The sequence below is a fragment of the Thermoflexus sp. genome (genome assembly GCF_042408815.1).
GTDB lineage: Bacteria > Chloroflexota > Anaerolineae > Thermoflexales > Thermoflexaceae > Thermoflexus.
In genome coordinates, this window is the sequence record NZ_JBHOQR010000014.1 from 125,178 (window position 1) to 147,589 (window position 22,412).

24 protein-coding genes and 3 tRNA genes are annotated in these 22,412 nt (G+C 64.3%); 8 read left to right on the forward strand and 19 right to left on the reverse strand.

All coding sequences use genetic code 11. The features are described from left to right. Positions 1 to 45: 45 nt before the first annotated feature. The 13 genes from ptsP to ACFMO3_RS05245 all read right to left on the reverse strand — a co-directional run bounded on the left by ptsP (position 46) and on the right by ACFMO3_RS05245 (position 10,787). Positions 46 to 1,755 (reverse strand): phosphoenolpyruvate--protein phosphotransferase, encoded by a 1,710-nt coding sequence (gene ptsP / locus ACFMO3_RS05185; protein WP_376789370.1) that lies wholly within the window; start codon positions 1,753 to 1,755, stop codon positions 46 to 48. Continuing rightward, complete coding sequence (locus ACFMO3_RS05190; protein WP_376789371.1) at positions 1,752 to 2,033, reverse strand: HPr family phosphocarrier protein; 282 nt, start codon at positions 2,031 to 2,033, stop codon at positions 1,752 to 1,754. Before ACFMO3_RS05190 ends, ptsP begins: the two co-directional genes overlap by 4 nt. A gap of 36 nt (positions 2,034 to 2,069) precedes the next feature. Further along, positions 2,070 to 2,474: a dihydroxyacetone kinase phosphoryl donor subunit DhaM gene (gene dhaM / locus ACFMO3_RS05195; RefSeq protein WP_376789372.1), complete on the reverse strand. Its 405-nt coding sequence runs from the start codon at positions 2,472 to 2,474 to the stop codon at positions 2,070 to 2,072. A gap of 9 nt (positions 2,475 to 2,483) precedes the next feature. Continuing rightward, positions 2,484 to 3,035, reverse strand: coding sequence for a type 1 glutamine amidotransferase domain-containing protein (locus ACFMO3_RS05200; RefSeq protein WP_376789405.1), 552 nt, complete (start codon positions 3,033 to 3,035; stop codon positions 2,484 to 2,486). 85 nt (positions 3,036 to 3,120) lie between these two features. Further along, positions 3,121 to 3,759 carry an SAM-dependent methyltransferase gene (locus tag ACFMO3_RS05205; RefSeq protein WP_376789373.1) on the reverse strand — a complete coding sequence of 213 codons (639 nt, stop codon included), beginning with the start codon at positions 3,757 to 3,759 and terminating at the stop codon, positions 3,121 to 3,123. Next, positions 3,732 to 4,061, reverse strand: coding sequence for a hypothetical protein (locus ACFMO3_RS05210; RefSeq protein WP_376789374.1), 330 nt, complete (start codon positions 4,059 to 4,061; stop codon positions 3,732 to 3,734). Before ACFMO3_RS05210 ends, ACFMO3_RS05205 begins: the two co-directional genes overlap by 28 nt. 160 nt (positions 4,062 to 4,221) lie before the next feature. Then, positions 4,222 to 4,611: a succinate dehydrogenase, cytochrome b556 subunit gene (gene sdhC, locus ACFMO3_RS05215; RefSeq protein WP_376789375.1), complete on the reverse strand. Its 390-nt coding sequence runs from the start codon at positions 4,609 to 4,611 to the stop codon at positions 4,222 to 4,224. After that, positions 4,608 to 5,327 carry a succinate dehydrogenase/fumarate reductase iron-sulfur subunit gene (locus tag ACFMO3_RS05220; RefSeq protein WP_376789376.1) on the reverse strand — a complete coding sequence of 240 codons (720 nt, stop codon included), beginning with the start codon at positions 5,325 to 5,327 and terminating at the stop codon, positions 4,608 to 4,610. The genes sdhC and ACFMO3_RS05220 overlap by 4 nt, the downstream gene beginning before the upstream one ends. 119 nt (positions 5,328 to 5,446) lie before the next feature. Then, complete coding sequence (locus tag ACFMO3_RS05225; protein ID WP_376789377.1) at positions 5,447 to 6,607, reverse strand: FAD-dependent oxidoreductase; 1,161 nt, start codon at positions 6,605 to 6,607, stop codon at positions 5,447 to 5,449. A gap of 102 nt (positions 6,608 to 6,709) precedes the next feature. After that, positions 6,710 to 8,224 (reverse strand): glycerol kinase GlpK, encoded by a 1,515-nt coding sequence (gene glpK, locus ACFMO3_RS05230; protein WP_376789378.1) that lies wholly within the window; start codon positions 8,222 to 8,224, stop codon positions 6,710 to 6,712. Between the two features lie 44 nt (positions 8,225 to 8,268). Further along, positions 8,269 to 8,907, reverse strand: coding sequence for a dihydroxyacetone kinase subunit DhaL (gene dhaL / locus ACFMO3_RS05235; protein ID WP_376789379.1), 639 nt, complete (start codon positions 8,905 to 8,907; stop codon positions 8,269 to 8,271). Positions 8,908 to 8,985: 78 nt separating this feature from the next. Next, complete coding sequence (dhaK, locus tag ACFMO3_RS05240; RefSeq protein ID WP_376789380.1) at positions 8,986 to 9,987, reverse strand: dihydroxyacetone kinase subunit DhaK; 1,002 nt, start codon at positions 9,985 to 9,987, stop codon at positions 8,986 to 8,988. A 92-nt stretch (positions 9,988 to 10,079) separates the two neighbouring features. Next, a complete protein-coding gene (locus ACFMO3_RS05245) occupies positions 10,080 to 10,787 on the reverse strand; it encodes an MIP/aquaporin family protein (protein ID WP_376789381.1) in 708 nt (235 codons plus the stop codon). Between the two features lie 393 nt (positions 10,788 to 11,180). Here ACFMO3_RS05245 and ACFMO3_RS05250 point away from each other — a divergent pair, with 393 nt between their 5' ends. The 6 genes from ACFMO3_RS05250 (at position 11,181) to ACFMO3_RS05275 (ending at position 14,224) form a co-directional block, all read left to right on the forward strand. Continuing rightward, positions 11,181 to 11,786, forward strand: coding sequence for a cysteine hydrolase family protein (locus tag ACFMO3_RS05250; protein ID WP_376789406.1), 606 nt, complete (start codon positions 11,181 to 11,183; stop codon positions 11,784 to 11,786). An 11-nt stretch (positions 11,787 to 11,797) separates the two neighbouring features. Next, positions 11,798 to 12,340: a transcription repressor NadR gene (locus tag ACFMO3_RS05255; protein WP_376789382.1), complete on the forward strand. Its 543-nt coding sequence runs from the start codon at positions 11,798 to 11,800 to the stop codon at positions 12,338 to 12,340. A gap of 180 nt (positions 12,341 to 12,520) precedes the next feature. After that, positions 12,521 to 13,852: an MFS transporter gene (locus ACFMO3_RS05260; protein WP_376789383.1), complete on the forward strand. Its 1,332-nt coding sequence runs from the start codon at positions 12,521 to 12,523 to the stop codon at positions 13,850 to 13,852. Positions 13,853 to 13,994: 142 nt separating this feature from the next. Further along, a tRNA-Phe gene (locus ACFMO3_RS05265) sits at positions 13,995 to 14,067 on the forward strand. Between the two features lie 8 nt (positions 14,068 to 14,075). Continuing rightward, positions 14,076 to 14,148 (forward strand) — tRNA-Gly (locus tag ACFMO3_RS05270). Between the two features lie 4 nt (positions 14,149 to 14,152). Continuing rightward, positions 14,153 to 14,224 (forward strand) — tRNA-Cys (locus ACFMO3_RS05275). Between the two features lie 70 nt (positions 14,225 to 14,294). Here the strand turns inward: ACFMO3_RS05275 and ACFMO3_RS05280 are convergent. The 6 genes from ACFMO3_RS05280 to ACFMO3_RS05305 all read right to left on the reverse strand — a co-directional run bounded on the left by ACFMO3_RS05280 (position 14,295) and on the right by ACFMO3_RS05305 (position 19,006). Next, positions 14,295 to 15,488: a SurA N-terminal domain-containing protein gene (locus ACFMO3_RS05280; protein ID WP_376789384.1), complete on the reverse strand. Its 1,194-nt coding sequence runs from the start codon at positions 15,486 to 15,488 to the stop codon at positions 14,295 to 14,297. A 160-nt stretch (positions 15,489 to 15,648) separates the two neighbouring features. After that, complete coding sequence (rpsR, locus tag ACFMO3_RS05285) at positions 15,649 to 16,011, reverse strand: 30S ribosomal protein S18 (RefSeq protein WP_376789385.1); 363 nt, start codon at positions 16,009 to 16,011, stop codon at positions 15,649 to 15,651. Positions 16,012 to 16,103: 92 nt separating this feature from the next. Then, on the reverse strand, positions 16,104 to 16,511 hold the full coding sequence (locus ACFMO3_RS05290) for a single-stranded DNA-binding protein (protein ID WP_376789386.1): 408 nt from the start codon (positions 16,509 to 16,511) through the stop codon (positions 16,104 to 16,106). A 34-nt stretch (positions 16,512 to 16,545) separates the two neighbouring features. Continuing rightward, complete coding sequence (gene rpsF / locus ACFMO3_RS05295) at positions 16,546 to 16,860, reverse strand: 30S ribosomal protein S6 (protein WP_376789387.1); 315 nt, start codon at positions 16,858 to 16,860, stop codon at positions 16,546 to 16,548. 214 nt (positions 16,861 to 17,074) lie between these two features. Then, the gene (locus ACFMO3_RS05300) at positions 17,075 to 18,631 is read right to left on the reverse strand and encodes a presenilin family intramembrane aspartyl protease (protein WP_376789407.1); all 1,557 of its coding nucleotides are present in this window, start codon (positions 18,629 to 18,631) and stop codon (positions 17,075 to 17,077) included. 15 nt (positions 18,632 to 18,646) lie between these two features. Then, on the reverse strand, positions 18,647 to 19,006 hold the full coding sequence (locus tag ACFMO3_RS05305; protein ID WP_376789388.1) for a metal-sensing transcriptional repressor: 360 nt from the start codon (positions 19,004 to 19,006) through the stop codon (positions 18,647 to 18,649). A gap of 366 nt (positions 19,007 to 19,372) precedes the next feature. On the opposite strand from ACFMO3_RS05305, the gene ACFMO3_RS05310 reads away from it, so the two are divergent. After that, the gene (locus ACFMO3_RS05310) at positions 19,373 to 21,112 is read left to right on the forward strand and encodes an ABC transporter substrate-binding protein (protein WP_376789389.1); all 1,740 of its coding nucleotides are present in this window, start codon (positions 19,373 to 19,375) and stop codon (positions 21,110 to 21,112) included. Between the two features lie 262 nt (positions 21,113 to 21,374). Next, positions 21,375 to 22,376, forward strand: coding sequence for an ABC transporter permease (locus ACFMO3_RS05315; RefSeq protein ID WP_376789390.1), 1,002 nt, complete (start codon positions 21,375 to 21,377; stop codon positions 22,374 to 22,376). The last annotated feature ends 36 nt before the right edge of the window (positions 22,377 to 22,412 follow it).

The following is a 22,412-nucleotide window of genomic DNA, read 5'->3' on the forward strand; positions in this document are numbered from 1 at the left end:
ACACGCATCAGGCCCGGACGAGGGGATCGGTTGTTCGCCGGGATCTCAGGAACGCCCCTCGGCGACCAGGGAGCGGACGGCGGCCGCATCGGCCTGGCGAAGCGCTTCCTCCGCCAGGGCACGGGCCTCTGCCATCGACCAGCGGCGGACCGTAGCCTTCACTTCCGGCACCCGCACCGGATTCACACTGAGCTCCTGCACCCCCAGCCCGATTAACACCGGCACCGCCAGGAGATCCCCGGCCAGCTCTCCGCAGACGCCGACCCACTTCCTCGTTCCTTCGGTTGCAGCCGTCACGTGGCGGATCAGGCGCAGCACCGCGGGATGCAACCCATCGGCCAGCCCGGCCACCGCCGGGTTGGTCCGATCCGCCGCCAGCGTGTATTGGGCCAGATCGTTCGTCCCGATGCTAAAAAAATCCACCCAGGGCAGGAAATGCTCCGTTAGCAACGCGGCGGCCGGCACCTCTACCATCATCCCCACCTGCAGATCCGAGGGCAGAGGGAAGCCTTCCGCCGCGAGGGCCGAGCGCACTTCCTCCAAGAAGGCACGAAGCCAGCGGATTTCCTCCACCGTGCTCACCATGGGGAACATAATTCGCAGGGGGAACCCCACCCCGGCGCGGAGCAGCGCGCGAAGCTGCTGGCGCAACAGGTCGGGATGCTGCCGGGAGAGCCGCACGCCCCGCACCCCCAGGAACGGATTGGCCTCGGGAGGCATCGGGAGATAAGGCAACGGCTTATCACCGCCCACATCCAAGGTGCGTACCACCACCGGCTTCCCCCCCATCGCCTCCAGCAGGGATCGGTAGATGGCGATTTCCTCTTCTTCCGTCGGGGCGGCCGCCCGGCCTAGGTAGAGGAACTCCGTGCGCAACAGGCCGATGCCGTCCGCCCCTTTCCGCAAAGCCTCCTGGGCATCCCCCATGCTTCCCACATTGGCCGCCACCTCGATCTGGGCACCATCCCGGGTTCGGGCCGGCTCATGGGCGACGGCCTCCGCATGCACCCGCTCCTGAAGCCACACCGCCCGCCGGGCCTGGGCCTGACGCACCGCCTCCGGGCCCGGCTCCACTTCCACCCACCCGGCCTCTCCATCCACCAGCACCTGCGCGCCCTCGGGGATCGTTCGGAGGTCCGCCCCGATCGCAACCACCGCTGGGACTCCTAAGCGACGGGCCAGGATAGCCGCATGGGCGGTCGGCCCACCCCCTTCCATGACAAAGGCCAGCACCCGCCGGGGATCCAGGCTGACCGTCTCCGAGGGCAACAGGTCATCGGCTGCCACCACCACGGGCTCGTCAGGCATGGCGGGCGCCTCCAGGCCACCCGCGAGATGGCGCAGCACCCGATTCCCTACATCCCGCACGTCCGCCGCACGAGCCTGGAAGTAGGGATCCGGAAGCGCCGTTAGCTGCGCCGCGAAAGCCTCCACGGCCTTCATCCATGCCGCCTCCGCGGAAGCGCCTGCGGCGAGCTCCGCCTCCACCGCGGCCATCAACTCCGGATCGCGGAGCATCAGCTCCTGAGCCTCGAAGATCGCCAGCTCCTCCGGAGACAGGCGATCCCGTTGGGCCTCCCGGAGCGCCGCGAGTTCCGCCGCCGCTTGTTCCTGGGCCGCCTGCAGCCGCATCCGTTCGGTCGTCACATCCTCTCCATGCGTCCGCATCGCCGCCGGAAGCGCTCGCCGGAACCACCAGATCGGTCCGATGGCGATCCCCGGGGAAGCAGGGAGACCCCGCAGGCGACGGCTCATCCCCCATCCTCCCCAAACCGAGATTCCACCAGCGCCTTCAGAGCGGCCACGGCATCCGCTTCATCCGGCCCCTCCGCGACGATCTCAATGACATGGCCATGCTCCGCCCCCAGGGTGAGCACCGCTAGGATCGCCTTGGCGTTCACCGGTGGGGTCCCGCGGGTGACGTTCCGAACCGTGATGTTCGAACGAAACCGGGCGGCCGTCTGCACGAAAAGGGCCGCCGGACGCGCGTGCAGACCCACTGCGTTCGTTAACGTCAACGTAACCTGCTGCATCCCTCGCCTCAGGTCCCATGGATTCCAGGATGTTCTTCATCCCTGGGGCACCTTGGGCATCCGGCAGGCCTCGACCGCTGTGGCCTCGATCTCCGCCGCGGTTTTGCCGATGGAAGCCTCCACGGCAGCCACGATCGCCCCCTCCACCAGCGGCGCCTGGCTCAACCGGATGCGGGGGCGAACCTCCGGGGCCAGCATCTCGATCGCCATCTGGGCCCCCATCACCGCACTGCCCAGATCCATTAAAACCAGGACCTCATCAGCCCGAGCGAGGGCCATCTCCAGCGCCTGCCGGATCCGCTCCACATTGGTGCCCAGAGTGTGTTCATCCAGGCCCCCGGCCGCAAAGATCGGAACCCGACCTTGCACCATCTGCTCGGCCAGCTCTTTCACCCCCTCCGCCAGTTTGGCGCTATGGGCGACGATCACCAGAGCAACCATGCAGGCCTCTCACCGGGCAGAGGTTGCAGGGGCCGGCTCGCCGACCAGAGCGGCCACCAGCTCCCGGCAGAAGGCCGGGATGTCTGGAACCACACGGCCCCAGATCAGGTTGCCCTCCCGGAAAGCCGGCTCATCCACCCAGATGGCCCCCGCGTTGATCAGATCATCTTTGATCCCCAGGCTTCCGGTCGCCCGATGCCCTCGCACAATGCCTGCGGAGATCCCCACCTGACCGCCGTGACAGATCATCGCCACGATCTTCCCCTGCTGATAGGCCTCCCGGACGAGGCGCAGGACCGCCTCATAGCGCCTCAGCTTGTCGGGCGCCCAGCCGCCCGGGATCACCACCGCATCGAAATCCGCGGCGGAAACCTGCTCGGCGGCCACATCTGCTTTCGCCGTGAGCCCTCCGCTCTTGCTGCGGACGACCTTCCCGGCCTCCAGCCCGACCACCGTGACAGAGGCCCCTTCCTCCTGAAGGCGCATCAGCGGGACCCAGAACTCCAGGTCTTCAAAGCCTTCCTCCACCAGGATCGCTACCTTCCGGCCATTCAACCGCATGGCCACTCCACCTCGCTGGAGAATCCATGGGCTCACTGCAGCCCAAAGGGCCACCGGGAGCTCGACGATGGACACCCTGCCCCCATCAGCCCAACCGAGGCTCCTTCAGATCCCCAGACCGGCATGCCGGGCATTCCTCCACTTCCCAGATCCGTTCCAGGACCATCGCATCGATTTGCTCCGGCTGTCCCTCGCGAAAACCGACCGCCCCACACCGGCAAGCATACCAGCCCGGTGGGACCCTTTCAAAAGAAAGGGCGGGCCCCAGATCGATCTCCTCCACCCCCATCCGCCAGCGGGCATTGGTGAAGAGGCGGCGGCAACCCGCAGCGCGAAGTTTACGGATATAGCAGGAGAAGGCAGTGCAATGCCGCATCAGGAGGACCGCCGTTTCCACTGGGGGAAAAGGCCAGGTTCTCGCGTCCGCCCAGACAACAGTCAACCGGTCCGAGAGCGAGAGGGGCTGCTCCCATCGCAGAGCCCCAGGGAGCATCCCCAGGGCGCGTATCCCCTGAGCCAGCAGGGCCCACTGGCGTTCCACCGCCACCACCGGGCACCCTTGCCCGGCCATCCGCAGCGCCAGCCGAAGATCCCCGGCCCCGATGTCCAGCACCCGTTCCCCTGGCCTGAGCCGGGCCAGGATCCAAGCGTAAACTTCCTCCTCATAAGGAGCCCACAACAGCTCCCAATCGCGGATCAGGCGCCTCGGGATCGAAGCCACCACGAGAGCCACACCCCATAGCCGATGATCAGGAGGCCAACCAGCGTGAGGCCTCGCTTCAGCCAGCGATCGGTTCCCGGCCCAATCCCCAGATCCAGGAGGATGGCCCGCACCCCCATCAGGGCATGGGCGGTGACCACCACCAGGAAGAGGATCTCCCAGGCGAACACAACGGGATGGGATAGATAGGCCACCACATCCCGATAGGTCCGCAGGCCGCCTTCCACCACAAAATGGTTGAAAACCATATGGAGCGTTAACAGGACCAGCAGCAACAACCCGGTGAACGCTTGCCAGATCCACATCTGAAGGCCCCTGAAATAGAGAATCCGGACCTCCCGGAGAGCGAGCTCCTCCCCCTTTCCTTCGCTGAAGCTAATGAGAAGGATCGAGGCTCCGGGAAAGCCCCCTCCGAAACGATCCCGCCGCCGAACAGGGAAAGCGCCGGACGTCTGGCAGGCCCCCTCAGCCGGCGATCGTGAAAATGGCGTATCCGGCGATCACGGTCATCAGCAGGGTCAGGGCGACCACTCCCCAGAACAGCCGGGCCTGATAAGGCACGCCGATCCCCAGACCCAGCATGGTTACCCGAACCCCGTTTAGCCCGTGATACAGGATCCCCATGATCAGAAGAATATCCAGCGCCAGAAAGAGCGGAGACTTCGCCATCGCGATGAAAGCATCCCAGGCCTCCGGCCCCTGGGCGAGCAACCGCAACACATACAAATGGAGGAACAGGTAAATCACCAGCCCGATGCCCGTTAGGCGCATGAGCAGGAAGGCCAGCCCGCCCTCCCGGCGGCCCCGCATATCGATCCATCCGCTGGCGCGCTTCCAGCGCGGCGCTTCCTTCATCGCCCACCTCCCATCCAGCGCCGGAGCTTCTCCCCGATCAGGCGACGGCGCAAGCGCCCGATCGCGGAGGCCGGATCCACATTCGAGGGGCAAACCGCCGTGCATTCCATCGCGGAGTGACAGCGCCAAGCCCCATGGGGATCGTCGGCCAGCGTTAGCAGCCGGGCGGCGTCCTCGCCGCGGGGCTCCGCCAGCATTCGCTCAATAGCAGCCAGGGTCGCCGGCCCCAAGTAAGCCCCATCGGCTGCCATCACCGGACACGCCGAGAGACACAGTCCGCATTCGATGCAGTCCTCAAATCGGGTGATCCGCTCGATCCCTTCCGGCAACGGGCGGTCCGCGGTCAGCTCATCATGGCGGAGGATGACGAATCCCACCTCTGCCATCCGGCGCATCATGGGCGAAACATCCACGAGCAGATCGCCCAGCCAGGGGAAATGCCGCAATGGCTCCACCTGAATCGGCTGGTCTGGGGAGAACTCATGGAGTGGGGTGATGCACATGAGGCGCTCACGACCGTTCACCCGCACCCCACATGCGCCGCATGAAGCATGATGACAGGCGTGCCGGAAGAGCAGGGCGCGATCCTGCTCCGCCCAGATCTTCTCCACCGCGTCAATGAGATAGCTTCCTGCCGGAAGCTCCACCCGATAGGTTTCCAGACGAGGGGAACTTCCCGGACGTCCTCGGAGCAGACGCAGCTGCCATGTGGGCATTCGCGGGTTCCTCCGCATACGGAATCCGATCTGCGCTGTCCGGCTTCGATGGAGAAGGCAAGATGGCCCTTCAGGCCATTGGGAAGGAAAAACTCCCTGGGGACGGGCCGGCCCAGCCCCTATTCGAAGAACGCCCGATAAGAAAGCAGGGGCACCTCACGGGTCCGGCACGGGATTTCCAGCCCCAGCTTGGCGCACACCACATCGACCGCTTTCTCTGCCATCGCCCGCGCGGTGGTCATCTTCCCCCCCGTGATGGTCACGAAACCTTCCACCCCGTCGGCCGCGTGATCGAAGCACTCAAAGGTGCGGGAAAGCTCCCGCCCATCCACAGCCATCCCCCGCCGTCCCACCAATGGCCGGGCCACAGCGAAGATCCCCCGGATCCCTCCCTGGGTGTAGCCGGGGATGAAGCGCTCCGCCCGATCCAGCAGCAGGCGCACATGGTCCTCTGGGATCGGGATGAAATCCGGATCCTCCACCCGCCATGAGGTAGTCCCAATGATGGCGGTGCGACGCTGGGGGACAATGATATCTCCATCGCCGGGCATGTTCAGACGATTGATCACCATGCGGCTCCATCGCCGACCCACCGAAATCATCACGCCCGCGGTGGGCACCACCGGGACATCCACCCCGGCCATGGCGGCGATCTTTCCGGACCACGGCCCAGCGGCGTTCACCACGATATCGCCCCCGATCACCCGCTCCTCCCCCGTTCGGCGATCCCGCACCCGAACGCCCGCCACCGTCTGACCATGAAAAACGAAATCCACCACTTCTGTATATGTGAAAACCGTGGCGCCGTGGCGTTTGGCCGTCGCCAGGAAGGAGAGACAGAACCGGAACGGCTCAAAGACCCCATCTGGGACCTGGACAGCCGCCAGGATGTCCGGGTTGAGACAGGGCTCCATGGCCAGGGCCTGCTTCACGGGGATCTCCCGGGTGGGGATGCCGCACTCCTCGCAGGCGGCCAGGAACCGCTCCTTCAGCGAGAGGTCCCGCTCATCCAGGGCGACAAACAGGCCATCGTTGAGCTCCAGGGCCTCCGGCATGATGCGCCGCAGGATCATGTTCTCCTCGATGCACTCCCGGGCCGACTCTGGATCCCGCATCGCATACCGTGCCCCGGAGTGCAACAAACAGTGGTTCCGCCCCGAGGTCCCCGAGGCGACCTCGCCCCGCTCCACCACCGTCACCCGGAATCCCCGCAGGGCCAGGTCGTGCGCGACGGCCGCTCCCGTCGACCCCGCGCCGATCACGATCACGTGGTGAGACATCACAGGGATCTTCCTCCTGCAGAGGCGCGTTCGGGCGGGCTCAGGGCCCGCCCGAACGCGGAACGCACGGGCTGGACTTCGAAAGCTCCAGGCGCCCCCGCTTCAGAGCTCCACCCAGCCGAAGGAGCGCTCGACCGCTTTCTTCCACCCCGCGTAGAGCTTCTCCCGAGTCTCCGGATCCATCTTCGGCAGCCAGCGCTTGTCCTCTTTCCAATACCGGCGGATCTGCTCGGGCCCGCTCCAGAAGCCCACGGCCATCCCGGCGGCGTAGGCCGCGCCCAGGGAGGTCGTCTCCGCGATCACCGGCCGGACCACCGGCACGCCCAGGATGTCGGCCTGGAATTGCATCAGCAACTCATTGTAGACCATCCCGCCGTCCACGCGGAGCTCGGCCAGTTGGATCCCGGAATCCGCATACATGGCGTCGAACACATCCCGGGTCTGATAGGCCGTAGCCTCCAGGACCGCGCGGGCAAGGTGGCCCTTGTTGATGTAGCGAGTGAGGCCAACGATCACCCCCCGGGCGTCCAGCCGCCAGTAAGGGGCGAAAGCACCGGAGAAGAAGGGGACAAAGTAGATTCCGCCGTTATCCTCCACCGTCCGCGCCAGATCCTCGATCTCCGCCGAGCGGGAGATCAGGCCCAGATTGTCCCGCATCCACTGAACCAGAGCGCCCGTGATCGCGATCGAGCCCTCCAGCGCGTAGATACAGGGCCCTTTGCCGAACTGATAGGCCACCGTAGTGAGCAAACCGCTCTTGGAGGGAACAATATTCGTGCCGGTGTTCAGGAGCAGGAAACAGCCAGTGCCGTAGGTGTTCTTGGCCATCCCCACCTCCAGCCCGGCCTGGCCGACCAGAGCGGCCTGCTGATCGCCCAGGTCCCCACACACCGGCACCTCCGCCCCGAGGAGGCTGCCCTTCGGGGTCTTCCCGTAAAGATCTGGATCGGAGGAGGGACGGATCTGGGGGAGCATCTGGCGTGGGATGCGGTGGATCTTGAGGATGTCAGCGTCCCAGTCCAGCGTGCGCAGGTTCATCAGCATGGTGCGGCTGGCGTTGGAGACATCGGTGACGTGGGCGCCACCCTCTGGCCCGCCGGTCAGCCACCAGATCAGCCAGGTGTCGATGTTGCCGAAGAGAGCCTCGCCCTTTTCCGCATCCTCCCGCACCCCGGGGACGTTATCCAGGATCCACTGGAGCTTGGGGCCGGAGAAGTAGGTGGCGATGGGGAGACCCGTCTTCTCCCGATACATCGCCTCGTAGCCCTCACGCTGGAGCTGGGCGCAGATCGGGGCGGTGCGGGTATCCTGCCAGACGATGGCGTTGTAATACGGCTTGCCGGTGCGCTTATTCCAGACAATGGTGGTCTCCCGCTGGTTGGTCACCCCAATGGCGGCGATGTCCGCCCCGGTGATCCCCGCCTTGGCCAAGGCGTTCTTCACCACCTCCTGAGTCCGCTCCCAAATCTCCACCGGATTGTGCTCCACCCAGCCGGGCTGCGGGTAGATCTGCTCGTGCTCCTTCTGATCCCACGCGACCACGTTGCTCTCATGATCGAAGATCATGGCCCGGGTGCTGGTAGTCCCCTGATCAATCGCCATCACGTACTTCGCCATGGCCATCCCTCCTGATCCTTGTTTAAGGGGAAAGCCTTCTCCGATCATGTCGCATTGGCCCATGTGTCAGCGGCCGCTTTCAGGATGAGATAGGAGGAGGTAGCCCCCGGATCCTGGTGTCCAGCAGAACGCTCCCCGAGATAGCTGGCCCGCCCCTTGCGGGCCACCATAGGGATGGTGGCCTTCATGCCCTGCTCCGCCGCCTCGGCCATCCGTTGGAGCGCCTTCCCAAACGAGTCGCCGTTGCGGATAGCCTCCTGGAAGGCCTCCAGGGCCGGCAGCAGGGCGTCGACCATCGTCTTATCGCCCGGGCGGGCCTGACCGCGGGCGATCACTCCCTGAAGGCCCGCCTGCAGGGCCTCGGCCCAATCCTCCGGGGTCAGCATGAGCTTATTGGCGGTCTTCACGCCTAACTGTAGGAAGAACGTGCCATAAAGCGGCCCACCGGCCCCGCCCACCGTGGCCACGAGGGTCATTCCCAGGGTCTTGAGGATGGTCCCAATGTCCTTATCCGCCACGGAGGGCAGCTTGGCCATGAAGGCCTTGAATCCACGATCCATATTGACGCCATGATCGGCATCGCCGATGGCGGCATCCAGCTGCGTGAGATCATCCCGATGCTCCTCCAGCACCGCAGCGCAACGCTCCAGCCAGGCCACCACATCATCCCGCGTCACCGGCATCGTCCAGGCACCTCCATTTGATGGGTTGGATCATCGGGAAGGGGAGGTGGCGGCTGCCCGCCGCCACCTCCCGAACGCTCACATCCCCCAGCGCAGCGCCGGGGTCTTGACCGGATGATCCCACAGCTCCAGCATCTCATCATCCGCCCGGAGCAGGGTAATAGAAGTCCCGGCCATCTCCAGGGAGGTGATATAGGCCCCCACCAGATTGCGGACGATCTGGATTCCGGACTTCTCGCAGATCTCCGCGACCTTGCGGTAGACGATATAGAGCTCGCTCAAGGGGGTGCCGCCCATCGAGTTCACCATGCAGATCACCCGATCGCCCGCCTTGAAGGGGAGGTCCTTCAGGATGGGCTCCATCAACCGCTCCACGATCTCATCAGCCTGCTTCAAGGGCTCACGATAACGGCCGGGCTCCCCGTGGATACCGATGCCGATCTCCATCTCGTCCTCGCCCAGCTCGAAGGTCGGCTTGCCCACATGGGGCACCGTGCATGAAGTCAGGGCCATCCCCATCGAGCGACCGTTCTCCGCCACTCGGCGGCCCAGGGCGGCCAGGCGCTGGAGATCGTAGCCGCGCTCGGCGGCCGCCCCCAGGATCTTCTCCGCCAACACCGTGGTGCCCGTCCCCCGGCGGCCCTGGGAGTAAAGGCTGCTCTCCACCGCCACGTCGTCGGCGATCAGCACGCTCTCCACCTGGAAGCCCTCGCCCCGCAGGAGATCCGCTGCCATATCGAAGTTCATCACGTCCCCGGCGTAGTTCTTCACGATCATCAGGATCCCAGCGCCCCCGTGGACGGCTTTGGCCGCTTCATACATCTGGTCGGGGGTAGGGGAGGTGAACACCGCGCCCGGGCAGGCCGCATCCAGCATCCCATAGCCCACAAAGCCCACGTGCATCGGCTCATGGCCGCTGCCGCCGCCCGAGATCACTGCCACCTTCCCGGGCCGGGGGGCATCGGCGCGGTAAACGAAATTGGGATTGAAGTGCACTTTGATCAGATCCGAATGGGCCTTAGCCATCCCCTCAAGCGCTTCCGGGACCACATTCATTGGATCGTTAATTAATTTCTTCATGATCACCCTCCTTCTTCATGATCACCCTCCTTGGCGATCCGCGGGGAACCGGTGGGGGAGGCGGGTCGCCTTCCCCACCGACCCCATGGCCTTCACATCCCCAGCGCCACGAACAGGAAAGCGCCGATCAAGCCGCCCACGATGGGGCCGACCACCGGCACCCAGCTGTAGCCCCAGTCGGAGTCGCCTTTGCCGGGGATCGGAAGCACCGCGTGGGCGATGCGCGGCCCGAGGTCACGGGCCGGATTGATGGCATAGCCGGTGGGCCCGCCCAGCGAGAGGCCAATGGCCCACACCAAGAAACCCACAAGCAGAGGAGCGAGACCTTCCGCCAGCTTGTTCCCTCCGATAGCCAGAACCCCAAAGACCAGTGTGAAGGTCCCAATGACCTCGGTGAGGAAGTTCAGCGCGTAATTGCGGATGTTGGGAGCCGTGCAAAACACCGCGCGCTTGAGGGCAGGATCCGGCGTCTCCGCCCAGTGGGGGTAATACGCCAGCCATACCAGCACCGCGCCGATGAAGGCGCCGATGAACTGGCCCACAATGTAGAGGGGAACATCGGACCACGGAAACTTGCCGACGGCAGCAAGGGCAATGGTCACGGCCGGGTTAATGTGGGCCCCGCTGATGCGGCCCACCGCATACACGGCCATGGCCACCGCCATGGCCCACCCCGTGGTGATCACGATCCACCCCGAGGCCTGGCCCTTGGTCTTGCCTAGGACGACGTTGGCCACCACACCGTCGCCCAGGAGGATGAGGATCATCGTGCCGATGATCTCCGCCACCCAGGGTGCCATGGCTGCGCTCCTTTCGTGAAGGAGGGATTTCAATCTGCGATTCCGCACTGACCCCACCGCGCAGGACGGTCAATCCGTCCGCAAGCCCATGCTCCCCAACGATCCTCCTCCCCCTCGCGTCTCCCACACCTCCTTCCCCCAAAATCTGGATCAACAAATCCACCTCCATCTTAAATCGCTGGCCTACTCCTCCACAAGCCTTTCACCCATGATGTTCCAAAAAGAAACAATTTGGATCATAAGTTGTTTCGAAGTGAAACAAACAGGGGGAGGGGGCGGGTCATTTCCCATCGCCTGAGGTCGCGGGTTGACAAGAGGGCATCGTGGGAGTAACATGTGACATGACAGTTGACAAGTCACATGCGGGAACAGCAGGAGGCTCCCATGGCGCGGATGGTGGAAGTTCCGGAATATTCCCTGGCTCCCTCCGTGGCGATCGACCCCCAGACCTCGGCGCTGATCATTGTGGATATGCAGAACGATTTCGTCCATCCCCAGGGCAAGCTCTTCGTCCCAGACGCCCCGGCCACAGTCCCGAAGATCCGCAAGCTCCTGGACCTGGCCCGCTCCAGCGGGATGTTCGTGGTCTTCACCCAGGACACGCATTATCCGGGAGATCCGGAGTTCCCGATCTGGGGAGAGCACTGTCTGGCGGGCACATGGGGCTGGGAGATCGTGGACGATCTGAAGCCCCGGGAGGGGGAGCTGATCCTTCCCAAGCGGCGCTATGACGCTTTCTATGGCACGCCCCTGGAGCATGAGCTCCGGCTTCGGGGGATCCGCGATCTGGTCATCTGCGGCACGGTGGCCAGCATCTGCGTGCACTATACGGCGGCCAGCGCGGCCCTGCGTTGGTTCCACGTGATCCTTCCCGTCGATGCGACGTCTGCCCTCCATCCTTTCGACATGGAAGCGGCCAACCGCCAGACCGCCTTCCTATTCCGGGGCACGCTGACCACGGTGGATGCCCTGCGGGTGCGCTCCCCAGTGGCCGCCTGAAGGAGGAGAGAATGGCCGTTCAGGGGAAGCCCACGGAACGCCTCGCGGGCCCAGAGGCCCGTCGGGCGCAGATCCTGGAGTTGCTGCAAACGGCCGGCCGGCCGCTCACCGGTTCGGAACTGGCCCAGCGCCTGGGAACCAGCCGGCAGATCATCGTGCAGGATATTGCGGTATTGCGGGCAGCCGGCGTGGAGATCCTGGCCACGCCCCGGGGATACTGCCTCCCCAGCGCCCGGCCGGCCCATCGGATGCTGGTGGCGGTCCGCCATGCCCCGGATCAGACCGAGGACGAGCTGACCCTCTTGGTGGATCTGGGGGTTGAGGTGGTGGACGTGATCGTGGAGCACGCGATCTACGGCGAACTGCGGGGAAGCCTCCACATCGCTTCCCGCGAGGATGTCCGTCAGTTCATGGAAGCACTGCGGCGGACAGGGGCCCGGTTGTTGAGCGAGCTGACCGACGGGCTGCATCTGCACACCTTGGAGGCGCGGAATCCGGAGACTCTGGAACGGGCGCGAGAGGCGCTGCGGCAACGAGGGTATCTGGTGGAGTGAAGTCAGAGGGGGCCCTCCACCTCACCCCCCATCGCATGCGCTTTTGCGTTGTGGGTCCGGGAGCGCTTTCGGCGCTCCCGCCTTGGGAAGGAGGAGAAGAGCCCTTCCGCCCTCCCTATCGGATCGGAGCCCAACGGCATAAGCCCTATCCCCATCTCACCAGGAATGGAGGTGCTTTCCATGGCCGCTCTGACGATGACCTTCGAGGAAGCCATCGATCGGGTGGGCCTGGGCCGGTTTCAATACAAGCTGATGGCGATCTGCGGCGCGGGATGGGCCGCGGACGCCATGGAGGTGTTGCTGATCTCCTTCGCGCTGCCGGCCATCCGTCAGGAGTGGGGGCTGACCACGGCCCAGGCGGGTCTGTTGGGCACAGCCATCTTCCTGGGGATGCTGGCCGGCGCCTGGTTCTGGGGGATGCTCTCCGATCGCATCGGGCGCAAACTGGGGTTCATCCTGACCGTGCTGATCGACTCCGGATTCGGTCTGCTTTCCGCCCTCTCCCCGAATTTCGCCACCTTGGTCCTCCTGCGTGCCCTGACCGGCTTCGGGGTGGGCGGCACCCTGCCGGTAGACTATGCCATCTTCGCGGAGTATCTGCCTCGCCAGAAGCGAGGGCGTTACCTGGTTTATCTGGAGGCCTTCTGGGCACTGGGGGCCCTGATCGCCGCGGGGCTGGCCTGGCTGATCGTACCGCGGGTGGGATGGCGACCCCTCCTGGCGATCTCCGCCCTGCCCGGCCTTCTGGTCTTCTGGATCCGCCGGTATGTTCCCGAATCCCCACGCTTCTTACTGATCCACGGGCGCGAGGAGGAGGCCCGTGCTGTTCTGGCCCAGGTCGCCCGGGAGAACGGTGCCCCGCTCCCGGACGGGATCCGGCTGGTGGCGCCGCCGGCGCCGCCGGTCACCGTGGGGGATCTGTGGCGCCGGCCCTACACGCGGACCACGGCGCTGCTGTGGCTGATCTGGTTTGGGATCTCCCTGGGCTACTACGGCGTCTTCACCTGGCTGCCCACTCTGTTCGTGCAGCGCGGCTTGACCTTCCTCCGCTCTTATGAATCCATCTTCATCCTGACCTTGGCCCAGCTCCCGGGTTATTTCTCGGCGGCCTATCTGGTCGAGCAGATCGGGCGGCGAAGGACCCTGGGGCTGTATCTGATCGCCAGTGGGATCTTCACCTATCTGTTTGCTGCGGCTGTCTCCCTGCCTGCCTATATGGGAGCGGCGATCTGGATGTCGTTCTTCGCGCTGGGGGCATGGGGCGCCCTATATGCCTACACGCCCGAGGCCTATCCCACCCAGCTGCGCACAACGGGCATGGGCGCGGCCAGCGGGATGACCCGGATCGCCGGGGCCCTCGCGCCGACCCTTGGGGGATACCTGCTTGGAGTCTCTATGCCCCTGGCTCTGACGGCCTTCGCCGCAGCGTATCTGATCTCAGGGGTGGCCGCTCTGTCGCTGCCTTACGAAACCAAAGGCCGGCCTCTGGCCGATGTCGTGGGGGAGATATAGCGGCGCTTTCCAACGAACCCTGGGGAGGTGCGATGAGGAAGAGGGCCGACCCGCAAAGCTCCAAGGAGAAGATCCATGATTCGGACGGCGCGCAGCGGGCTTGACAAACCCCTCTGGCCGTGTTAGATATTAATTGAAAAAAGCCGAGATAGCTCAGTTGGTAGAGCACCCGGCTGAAAACCGGGGGGTCGGCGGTTCGATTCCGCCTCTCGGCATGGGTCATGCGGGCGTAGCTCAGTGGGTAGAGCGTCTCCTTGCCATGGAGAAGGTCGCGGGTTCGAGTCCCGTCGCCCGCTCTACGGCGGCGTAGCCGAGTGGTCCAGGCGGGGGTCTGCAAAACCCCAGACGTGGGTTCGATTCCCACCGCCGCCTCTCTGCGCTCCACGCCCCGGGATGCAGGGCATCCCGGGGCGTTTTTCGTTCATGGACTTCTCGAGTTCCCCTAACGCGGCGCGGAGCGGGCTATGGTTGTGCGGGGAAGCCGGTTCTGCCAGTCCAAATAGCGCACCCGATTCGGGTCAGTGCGTTGTTTCTGGAGCCAGTCCTCGAAGGCCTGTCGCTGACGTGCCTCCAGATAATAAGGGGCCAGCTCCCGATCCTCCCGGCCGGCCACGAAGACGAGGTGATAGCCCAGCGGCGAGGTGATCACGGACGTCGTCGACAGAACCGGGGTGGCGAAAACGATCTTTTCCAGCTCCGCCCCGTATAACGACTCCAGCCCCCCCACCGGCGTCCAGCCCATGTTCCGAGCGGTGGCGCTGACCACCTGGCCGGCCTCCACGGCCGCGAAGACCTTCTCAAAACCCTCTGCCTGAACCCGGCGATACAGCTCATTCGCCAGATCCAGCGTCTCCGCGGTGATCATGCGGACATCCACTTGCTCCTCATGGGTGGGCACCTCCCGGGCGAACGCCTCCCGCAATTGCTGTTCGAGCAACTCCGCCTCGATCATGGCCCGGTAATCCGCCTCCGTGAACCCGAGCTCCCCCTCCCAACGTTTGAGCTGAGCCGCATAAAGGGCCCGAAAACTGGCCTCCGACATCGGTGTGGGGGTGGGGAGAGGAGTAGGCTCAGGGGTTCCGGGGCCAGGGGTGATGGTCGGGGTGGGAGATCCAGCTGGGGTCGGCGTCTCCCGAACGAAGCCGAAGCGGCGCTCGATCTCCCGATCGATCGCCTCCGATGGAACCCGGATCCCACGCCGTTCGGCCTCGGCTCGGATCAGCCGCTCGTCGATCATCTGCTGGAGGACGGCCTGGCCCAGGAGGATGGGATCTTCCAGCTGGAGGTTAATTTGCTGGATCTGCTGCCGATAAAGGGCCGCGATGGTGGCCTGCGTGGGATCGTTCGGGTTGAGGGCGGCGCTCTCCTGCTCCAGGAGAGCCACCTGCCGTCGCAGTGAATCTTCCACAAACCGGAACCGCTTCTGGAACTCCCGGGTTCGGATGGGCTGGCCATCCACCGAAGCCACCGGTTGATCTGGCCAGATGATCTTCTCATAGAAAAACCCGCCGGCGAGGATCAGGATCACCAGAGCCACCACCCCGACGGTGGCTAGCAGGATCCAGCGCTGGATCCGGGCTTCCCGTTCTGCCCGGGAGAGCGCTTTGCGATTGATGCTGGTCGGTTTTCGAGCCATTGCCGGACTTATCCCCTGCGGTTTCGGAAGGCCGGGTTGAGCAACAGATAAGGGAACGGGGCGCGAGGGACGCGCCCCGTTCCCTGAATCCCTCCGGGGTCGGATACCGCCCGCACCCAACCGGGCGAAGCCACAGCGGTCCAGGAGCCGCCGGGCGGACTCAGACCCCTCCCCAGCCGTATTTGCGGACATGCTCGGCCGTGAACGGGAGAAGTCCCAGGTGGCGCGCCCGCTTGATCGCCACCGAGAGGCGCCGCTGGTGTTTAGCGCATGTGCCCGTCTGGCGGCGGGGCTTGATGCGCGCCCGCTCGTTCACAAAGCGGCGGAGCAGGTCGACGTTCTTATAGTCGATCGTCACACGCTCGACACAGAAATAACACAGGCGTGGCGGCTGCACATAACGGCGCACTGGAGCGGCCTTCGCAGGGGCCGCCGGAGACGCCGCAGCCGGAGCCGCGCCCTCCACAGCGGCTTCCACGGCTTCCGAGGCCGGGCTTTCGATCGCATCCCGCTCTTCCGTCAAGGCCAACCTCCTCTCAGGCAAAGGATCTCTTGAGAATCCACGGGATTGAACGCCAATCCGACAGGATATGCACCGCGGAGATCCGATGGTGGCTAAAAGGGGAACTCCTCAGCCGCTTCTTCTCCGGGTTCGGGTTCCTCCTCTTCCCCAAAGCCCGGGAACGCGGTGCGCCCCTCCCCCAACAGGATCATCTCATTCGCCACCAGCTCGGTCCGGTAATGCCGGCGGCCCTCCGCGTCCTCCCAGCCGCGGGTCTGCAGCCGGCCCTCCACATAGACATACATCCCCTTCCGCAGGCGTTGCTTGCAGATCTCCGCCAGCCCACCCCAGGCGACGACGTTGAACCATTCCGTCTCCTCCCGCCGCTCCCCATTGCCGGCAACCCAGGTCCGCGGGGTGGCCACCGGGAACGTTGTCACTGGGCGTCCGTTCGGGGTAAAGCGCATCTCGGGATCCCGTCCGACTTGACCGATAATCATCACCTTATTCAACCCACGCATCGTCGGGCTCCATCCTCCCATATTCCATCGGCGCTTAATCCTCATTCAGGCGAACCAGGAGGTGACGAAGGACCTCCTCCGTGATGCGCAGCGCACGTTCCAGAGGGGCAGTCGCCTGGGCCGGCATCTCGGCCCGCATGAGGACGTAGTGGCCTTCCATCCTCTTCCGGATCGGATAACAGAAACGGCGGCGGCCCCAGGGGATCACCTCCTGGATCTGCCCGCCATTTGCGGTGATGAGACCCTTGAGGCGTTCGATGACCTGCTCCTGCTGCTCCGGAGACAGCTCCGGATCCAGAACCACCATTAACTCATAGGGTCGAATGCGGGGCGCCGGTGAAACCAGCACGAGAACGTCCTCCTTTCCATGGGATTGCCCCCGCTCGAGGCGGGAGCGGAAAGGCGCAAAGCCGGGGGTATCCTACCACGGATTCACGGATTATGCAATGAGGCGCGGTCTCCTGACGGGGCTTTTCGATGAATGGAGCAGGACCTATGCGGTTCGGCTTCTGTCCGGGAGGCCGCATGGCCTCTCCCCCGGGCGAATAAAGCGCTACCTGCGATCATTCAAGGACCATTTCCAGCACGCTTGCCAGCCCATAGCCCACCAGCGCTCCTCCGGCGAGGAAAGGGAGCCCGGCGTGGCCCTTTCCCCTCGTGAGAAACCCGCGAACCAGAATCCCATGGCCGATCAGGATCCCGAGGAGCGTCCCCACAGCGGGCCACGGCGTGGGATGGGTCCGAAGGGCAGAGAGGGTTAAAACAGTCGGCAGGACCGCGTCCCCGAATCCCAGGATCAGGGGCGGGCTCTTCCCAGGGGAGGAGAGGAGGTCCAGGGGGATGAAAAACATGAGGGGCACGCGCTCCCCGATCGCCCACTCTGCGAGCTGTTGCATGTGCCCGGAGATGTAAACCGCCAGCGCGTCATACAGCATCATCACGAACAGCAGGGCTGCCGTCGCCCCAGGGGTCCAGAGATGCCCCAGGTAAACCGCCGCCGCGCTGCAGATCAGCAACCCCATCCCGTTTAACGCCACCCACCCCGGCCGACAGCGCCATCCGAGCACCAGACCGAAAGCAACCCCTACCAGGATCGGAAGGCCCCATGGGGGGAGCGGCCCGAGCAAGGAGATCCACAGAAGACGGAGAGAGAAAAATAGGGCCAGCGGGAACAGGCCCAGCATGACGTTCCCGAGGATCCCCGAGGAGCTGCGCAGCCGGAGCAGGAGAAGGGCCAGAAGAAAACCGAGAGCCATCCACCCCAGAGCCATCGGAAGGGTGGAGATCGCTTGTTCACCCACTGGACGGGCCGCGAGCTGCTCGGAGAGCTGACGGGCTATGGCCAGCGAGGGATCAGCCAGAACGGGGAAACGCCGGGAAGACAGATCGAATTCCAGGAAGCTGAGCCAGTGGACGGCCAGGAGGATGGCCATGCCGCCGCCCACGGCCGCCGGCCCGGATGGGGGAGGCGAGGATTCGATATACGCAGGGGAAGGCCCGGAGGGCTGTTCCATGCGCGCCACCTGCAGGCGTAATCCATGAATGGCCAGTACCCGAACCCGCTCGCCTGCGGCGATCCGCCCCTCCGCCGATCGCGCCGTCCACGTTTCCCCCCGCACCCAGACCGTCCCCTCTGGATCCAGATCCGTCTGGGCAATGCCCTCCGCCCCGATCAGCTGCTCCAGGGACTGAAGGGGAGGGCGACGCCTGAGCGGCCGCATCAGGAAAGCCAGACCGAACGAGGCGACGGCCGCTATCAGGGTAGTTCCAACGAGGACCACGGGGGCGATCCGTTTCCCAGCGCCGGGGGGGAGCAGGAGGATGCCGCCCAGCCCCAGCGCCAGGGCCCCGGATAGGCCCAGGTATCCCCCGCTCTGGAAATAGAGCTCCGACAGGAACAGGAGGGTGCCCAGCAGGATCAGCAGGAGCCCAGCGGCGCTGATCGGTAGGCGCAGGAGGCCGATCAGTGCCAGGCCCAGCATCAGGACCGCCAAACCCTCCGCGAGCCCGGTCCCCGGGATGCTCCAGGCGGCGACAGCGGCCAGGATCCCGCCCACCAGCAGGAGATAGGCCACATTGGGATCCGCCAGCCAGGCCCACAGTTGCTGCAGGAGATCCATGGTGGCCACCCCGACTTACGTCTTCCGCAGGACGATGGCCATCGCCTCTTTCAGGCCCTCCAGGGCCGCGCGGCTGTCCTCATCCATGGCGCAGGCGATAATGCATGCTTGCATATGGCTTTCCAGAAGCGTGATGATCGCCTGATTGAGCGCGGCCTTGATTGCCGCCAGCTGCACCAGCAGGCTGTTGCAATCCTGGTGCTCGGCCAGCATCCGTCGAACGGCGGCCAGGTGCCCCTCGATGCGGGCCAGACGGGCATCCAGGGCGCGCTCCTGCTCCGGCGTCAGATACACTTGAACCTGTGGCGCGCGAGTGGATCGAAGCAGCGCGTCTTGGGCCGATCCCCGGCTTGCCTGAGAAGACCGCTTCGGCATCGAACCCCCCTGAGGTCCATCGAATGGGGATCAAAATTCCCGGTAATCCCTCCCCTGGGCGGCGATCACTGGGATCGATGAAGGATGGGGAAAAATGAGCTCACCCCGCGAACGCCTCAAGCCAGGAAGCATTCCAAATTTCCCATCCACCTTCCAGCATACCCAAGGAGGCGGGGGAAGGCCAGGGGGACTCCGGAACACTGCGGAGCCAGAGATCCTCTTGCCAAAACTTGCGAAGGGGGCTATAAATAATTTCGCAGGAAGAGAGCGCGAGGAGGGTCTGGCCTCTCAGCGCCGTGCGGTTTAGCGCTGGCCCCGCTGCACAGGGAAGCGCAATTCTGAATCAGGCTAAAAGGAGGAGGTGCAATGAACCGCTCACAGGCATGGTGGTGGCTTTCGCTGGTCGCTCTGGTGGGCCTGGTGCTCTCTGCTTGCGCCCCCGCGGCCACGCCAACCCCCCAGGTGGTTGAGAAAGTGGTGGAGAAAGTGGTGACCCCCACTCCCGTGCCCCGTAAAGTCCTCCGCATCAATCTAGGTCCTGGAGATGTTCCGACGCTAGATCCTTCCCTGGCTACCGATACCTCCTCAATCCAGATCATCGAACTGGCCTTTGTGGGCCTGACCCGCCAGAATGAGGAGACCGCTGCGGTCGAGCCCGGGATGGCGGAGCGCTGGGAGGTCTCGCCGGATGGCAAGGTGTGGACCTTCTATCTGCGCAAGGGCATCCCGTGGGTGCGCTGGAACGGCCAGGAGGTGGAGCAAGTCAAGGATGAAAAGGGCAACGTCCGTTACGTGACCGCCCACGACTTCTACTATGGGGCCATCCGCACCCTGGATCCCAAGACCGGTGGCGAATACGCCTACGTGCCGGCCTTCTTCATCGAGGGCGCAAAGGAGTTCAACGAAGGAACCATCACTGACCCAACCAAGGTCGGCATTAAGGTGCTGGATGATTACACCATCCAGTTCACCCTGAAGGAGCCGGTGGGCTTCTTCGCCAACATCGCCGGCCTCTGGATGCTGCGGGCGGAGCCCCAGTGGCTGATAAAAGCGAAAGGCGACCGCTGGACGGAGACCGGCGCCTACCACTCCTATGGCCCCTACGTGATGAAGGAGTGGGTCCATGACAGCCATATCGTGATGGTCGCCAATCCTTTCTGGCCAGACAACATCCCCAGTGTGCCGAAGCCGAAGATCGAGGAGATTGTCTTCCGGATGCTGGATGAGTCCCCCGCCTTCGCCGAATATGAAGCGGGGAACCTGGATGTGGCCGGTGTGCCGCTTTCCGAGATCGATCGGGTGAAGGCAGATCCCCAGCTCTCCAAGGAGCTGACCATCGCGCCGGTCCTCTGCACCTATTATTACGGCTTCAACGTCACCAAGCCGCCCTTCGATGACGCCCGCATGCGGCTGGCCTTCTCCCTGGCGGTGGACCGCAAGGCCCTCGTGGAGAACGTGACCAAGGGCGGCCAGGAGCCCGCCCAGTGGTTCTCCCGGCCCGGCCTGCAGGCGGCACCCACCCTCCAGACCCATCCGAACCTCGGTGTGAAGTATGATCCCGAGCGGGCCAAGCAGCTCTTCCAGGAAGTCTTGAAGGAGAAGTATGGCGGTGATGTGAAGAAGTTGCCGCCCATCACCCTAGTGGTTAACCAGGTGGAAGGCCATATCAAGATCGCCGAGGCCATTCAGCAGATGTGGAAGGAGGTCTTGGGTGTCGATGTGAAGCTGGAGACCCAGGAGTGGAAGGTTTTCCTAAAGACCCTCCAGACGGATCCGCCGCAGATCTGGCGGCTGGGCTGGTGCCAGGATTATCCCCACGCCAGCAACTTCCTGAAGGATGTGTTCTATTCTACGTCCGACAACAACCACACCAAGTGGGGCAACCCGGATTTCGACCGCCTGGTGGACCAGGCGCTGAAGGAGACGGATGAGGCGAAGGCTCGAGAGCTCTACGCCCAGGCTGAGGAGATCCTGGTGGCCAAGGATGCGGCGATCATCCCCATCTACTGGTACACCCGCGTCACGGTCACCAAGCCGTATGTGAAGCGAACCTTCTCCGTCCTGGGCGGCTTGGAGCATATCGAGAAGTGGGATATCCAGCGATAACCAAGCGAGCAGGGGGGGCAGCCTTCGGGTTGCCCCCCTTGTTTCACATCCGACACTGGAGTATAACCGGAGAGGCCGGGAGCGGGCGCAGACCCATCCGGCCTCTCTTGATTTCGCATACAAGGGCGGAACGGTGCGCCTTCGATCTCTTCCCTGACCCTGGAACAGTAGGTTTCTCGCCTATCCGGCTTTCAGGTTGCGAGGAGGGCGGCTTTGTCTTTTCCAGTGGCGCAACCTGTACATTTCTAAAGGAGCATGGGGGATGATTCGCTATATCGCGCGGCGGATGCTGTGGAATCTCCTGGTCCTGTGGGTGATCACTTTGATCACCTTTGGCCTGATGCATGCGGTTCCCGGAGGACCTTTTGATCGGGAGAAGCCGCTACCCCCCGAGATCAAGGCCAACATCGAGGCCAAGTATCACCTGGATAAGCCCCTGGTGGTCCAATATCTCTATTACATGCGCGATCTGCTGGTTCCCCGCTATTCGCTCACCCTTCCGACTTCCCTTCAGGAAGATGCGCTTATTCGCTGGAAGATCGGGCCGGGCTATTTCCTTTGGATCAACTTGGGCCCCTCGTACTCCTCCCGCAGTCGCTCCGTGAACGATATCATCCGCCAGAACCTACCTGTTTCCTTCGAGCTGGGGATGTATGCCCTGCTGGTAGCGGTCGGGATCGGGATCCCCCTAGGCATCCTGGCGGCCCTCCATCAGAACACCTTCCTGGATTACTTCGGAATGAGCATGGCGATTTTCGGAGTCTCTGTGCCGGTCATCGTCCTGGGGCCGATCCTGGTCTCCGTTTTCGGGGTATGGCTCAAATGGCTGCCGCCGACTGGGTGGGGGACCCCCCAGCATGCGATCATGCCGTCGATCGCCCTGGGGTTGGCCAGCTCTGCCCTCATCGCCCGTCTTACCCGGGCCAGCCTGCTTCAGGTGATCCGGGAGGATTACATCCGCACCGCCCGGGCCAAGGGCCTGGCGGAGCGCCTGATCATTATCCGCCACGCCCTCCGGAACTCTCTGATCCCCGTGGTCACTGTCCTCGGTCCTCTCTTCGCCGCCCTGGTGACCGGGACCTTTGTGACGGAGACGATCTTTGGCATACCCGGGCTGGGCCGATATTTCGTCACCAGTATCACCAACCGGGATCACCCGGTGATCATGGGGACGATCCTGATCTACGCGATCTTCTTGGTAATCGCCAATCTGGTGGTGGACATCACCTACGCCTTCCTGGATCCGCGAATCCGGTATACTTAAATCGGGTTTCTTGATATGGGCTTTAGCATCTCAGCT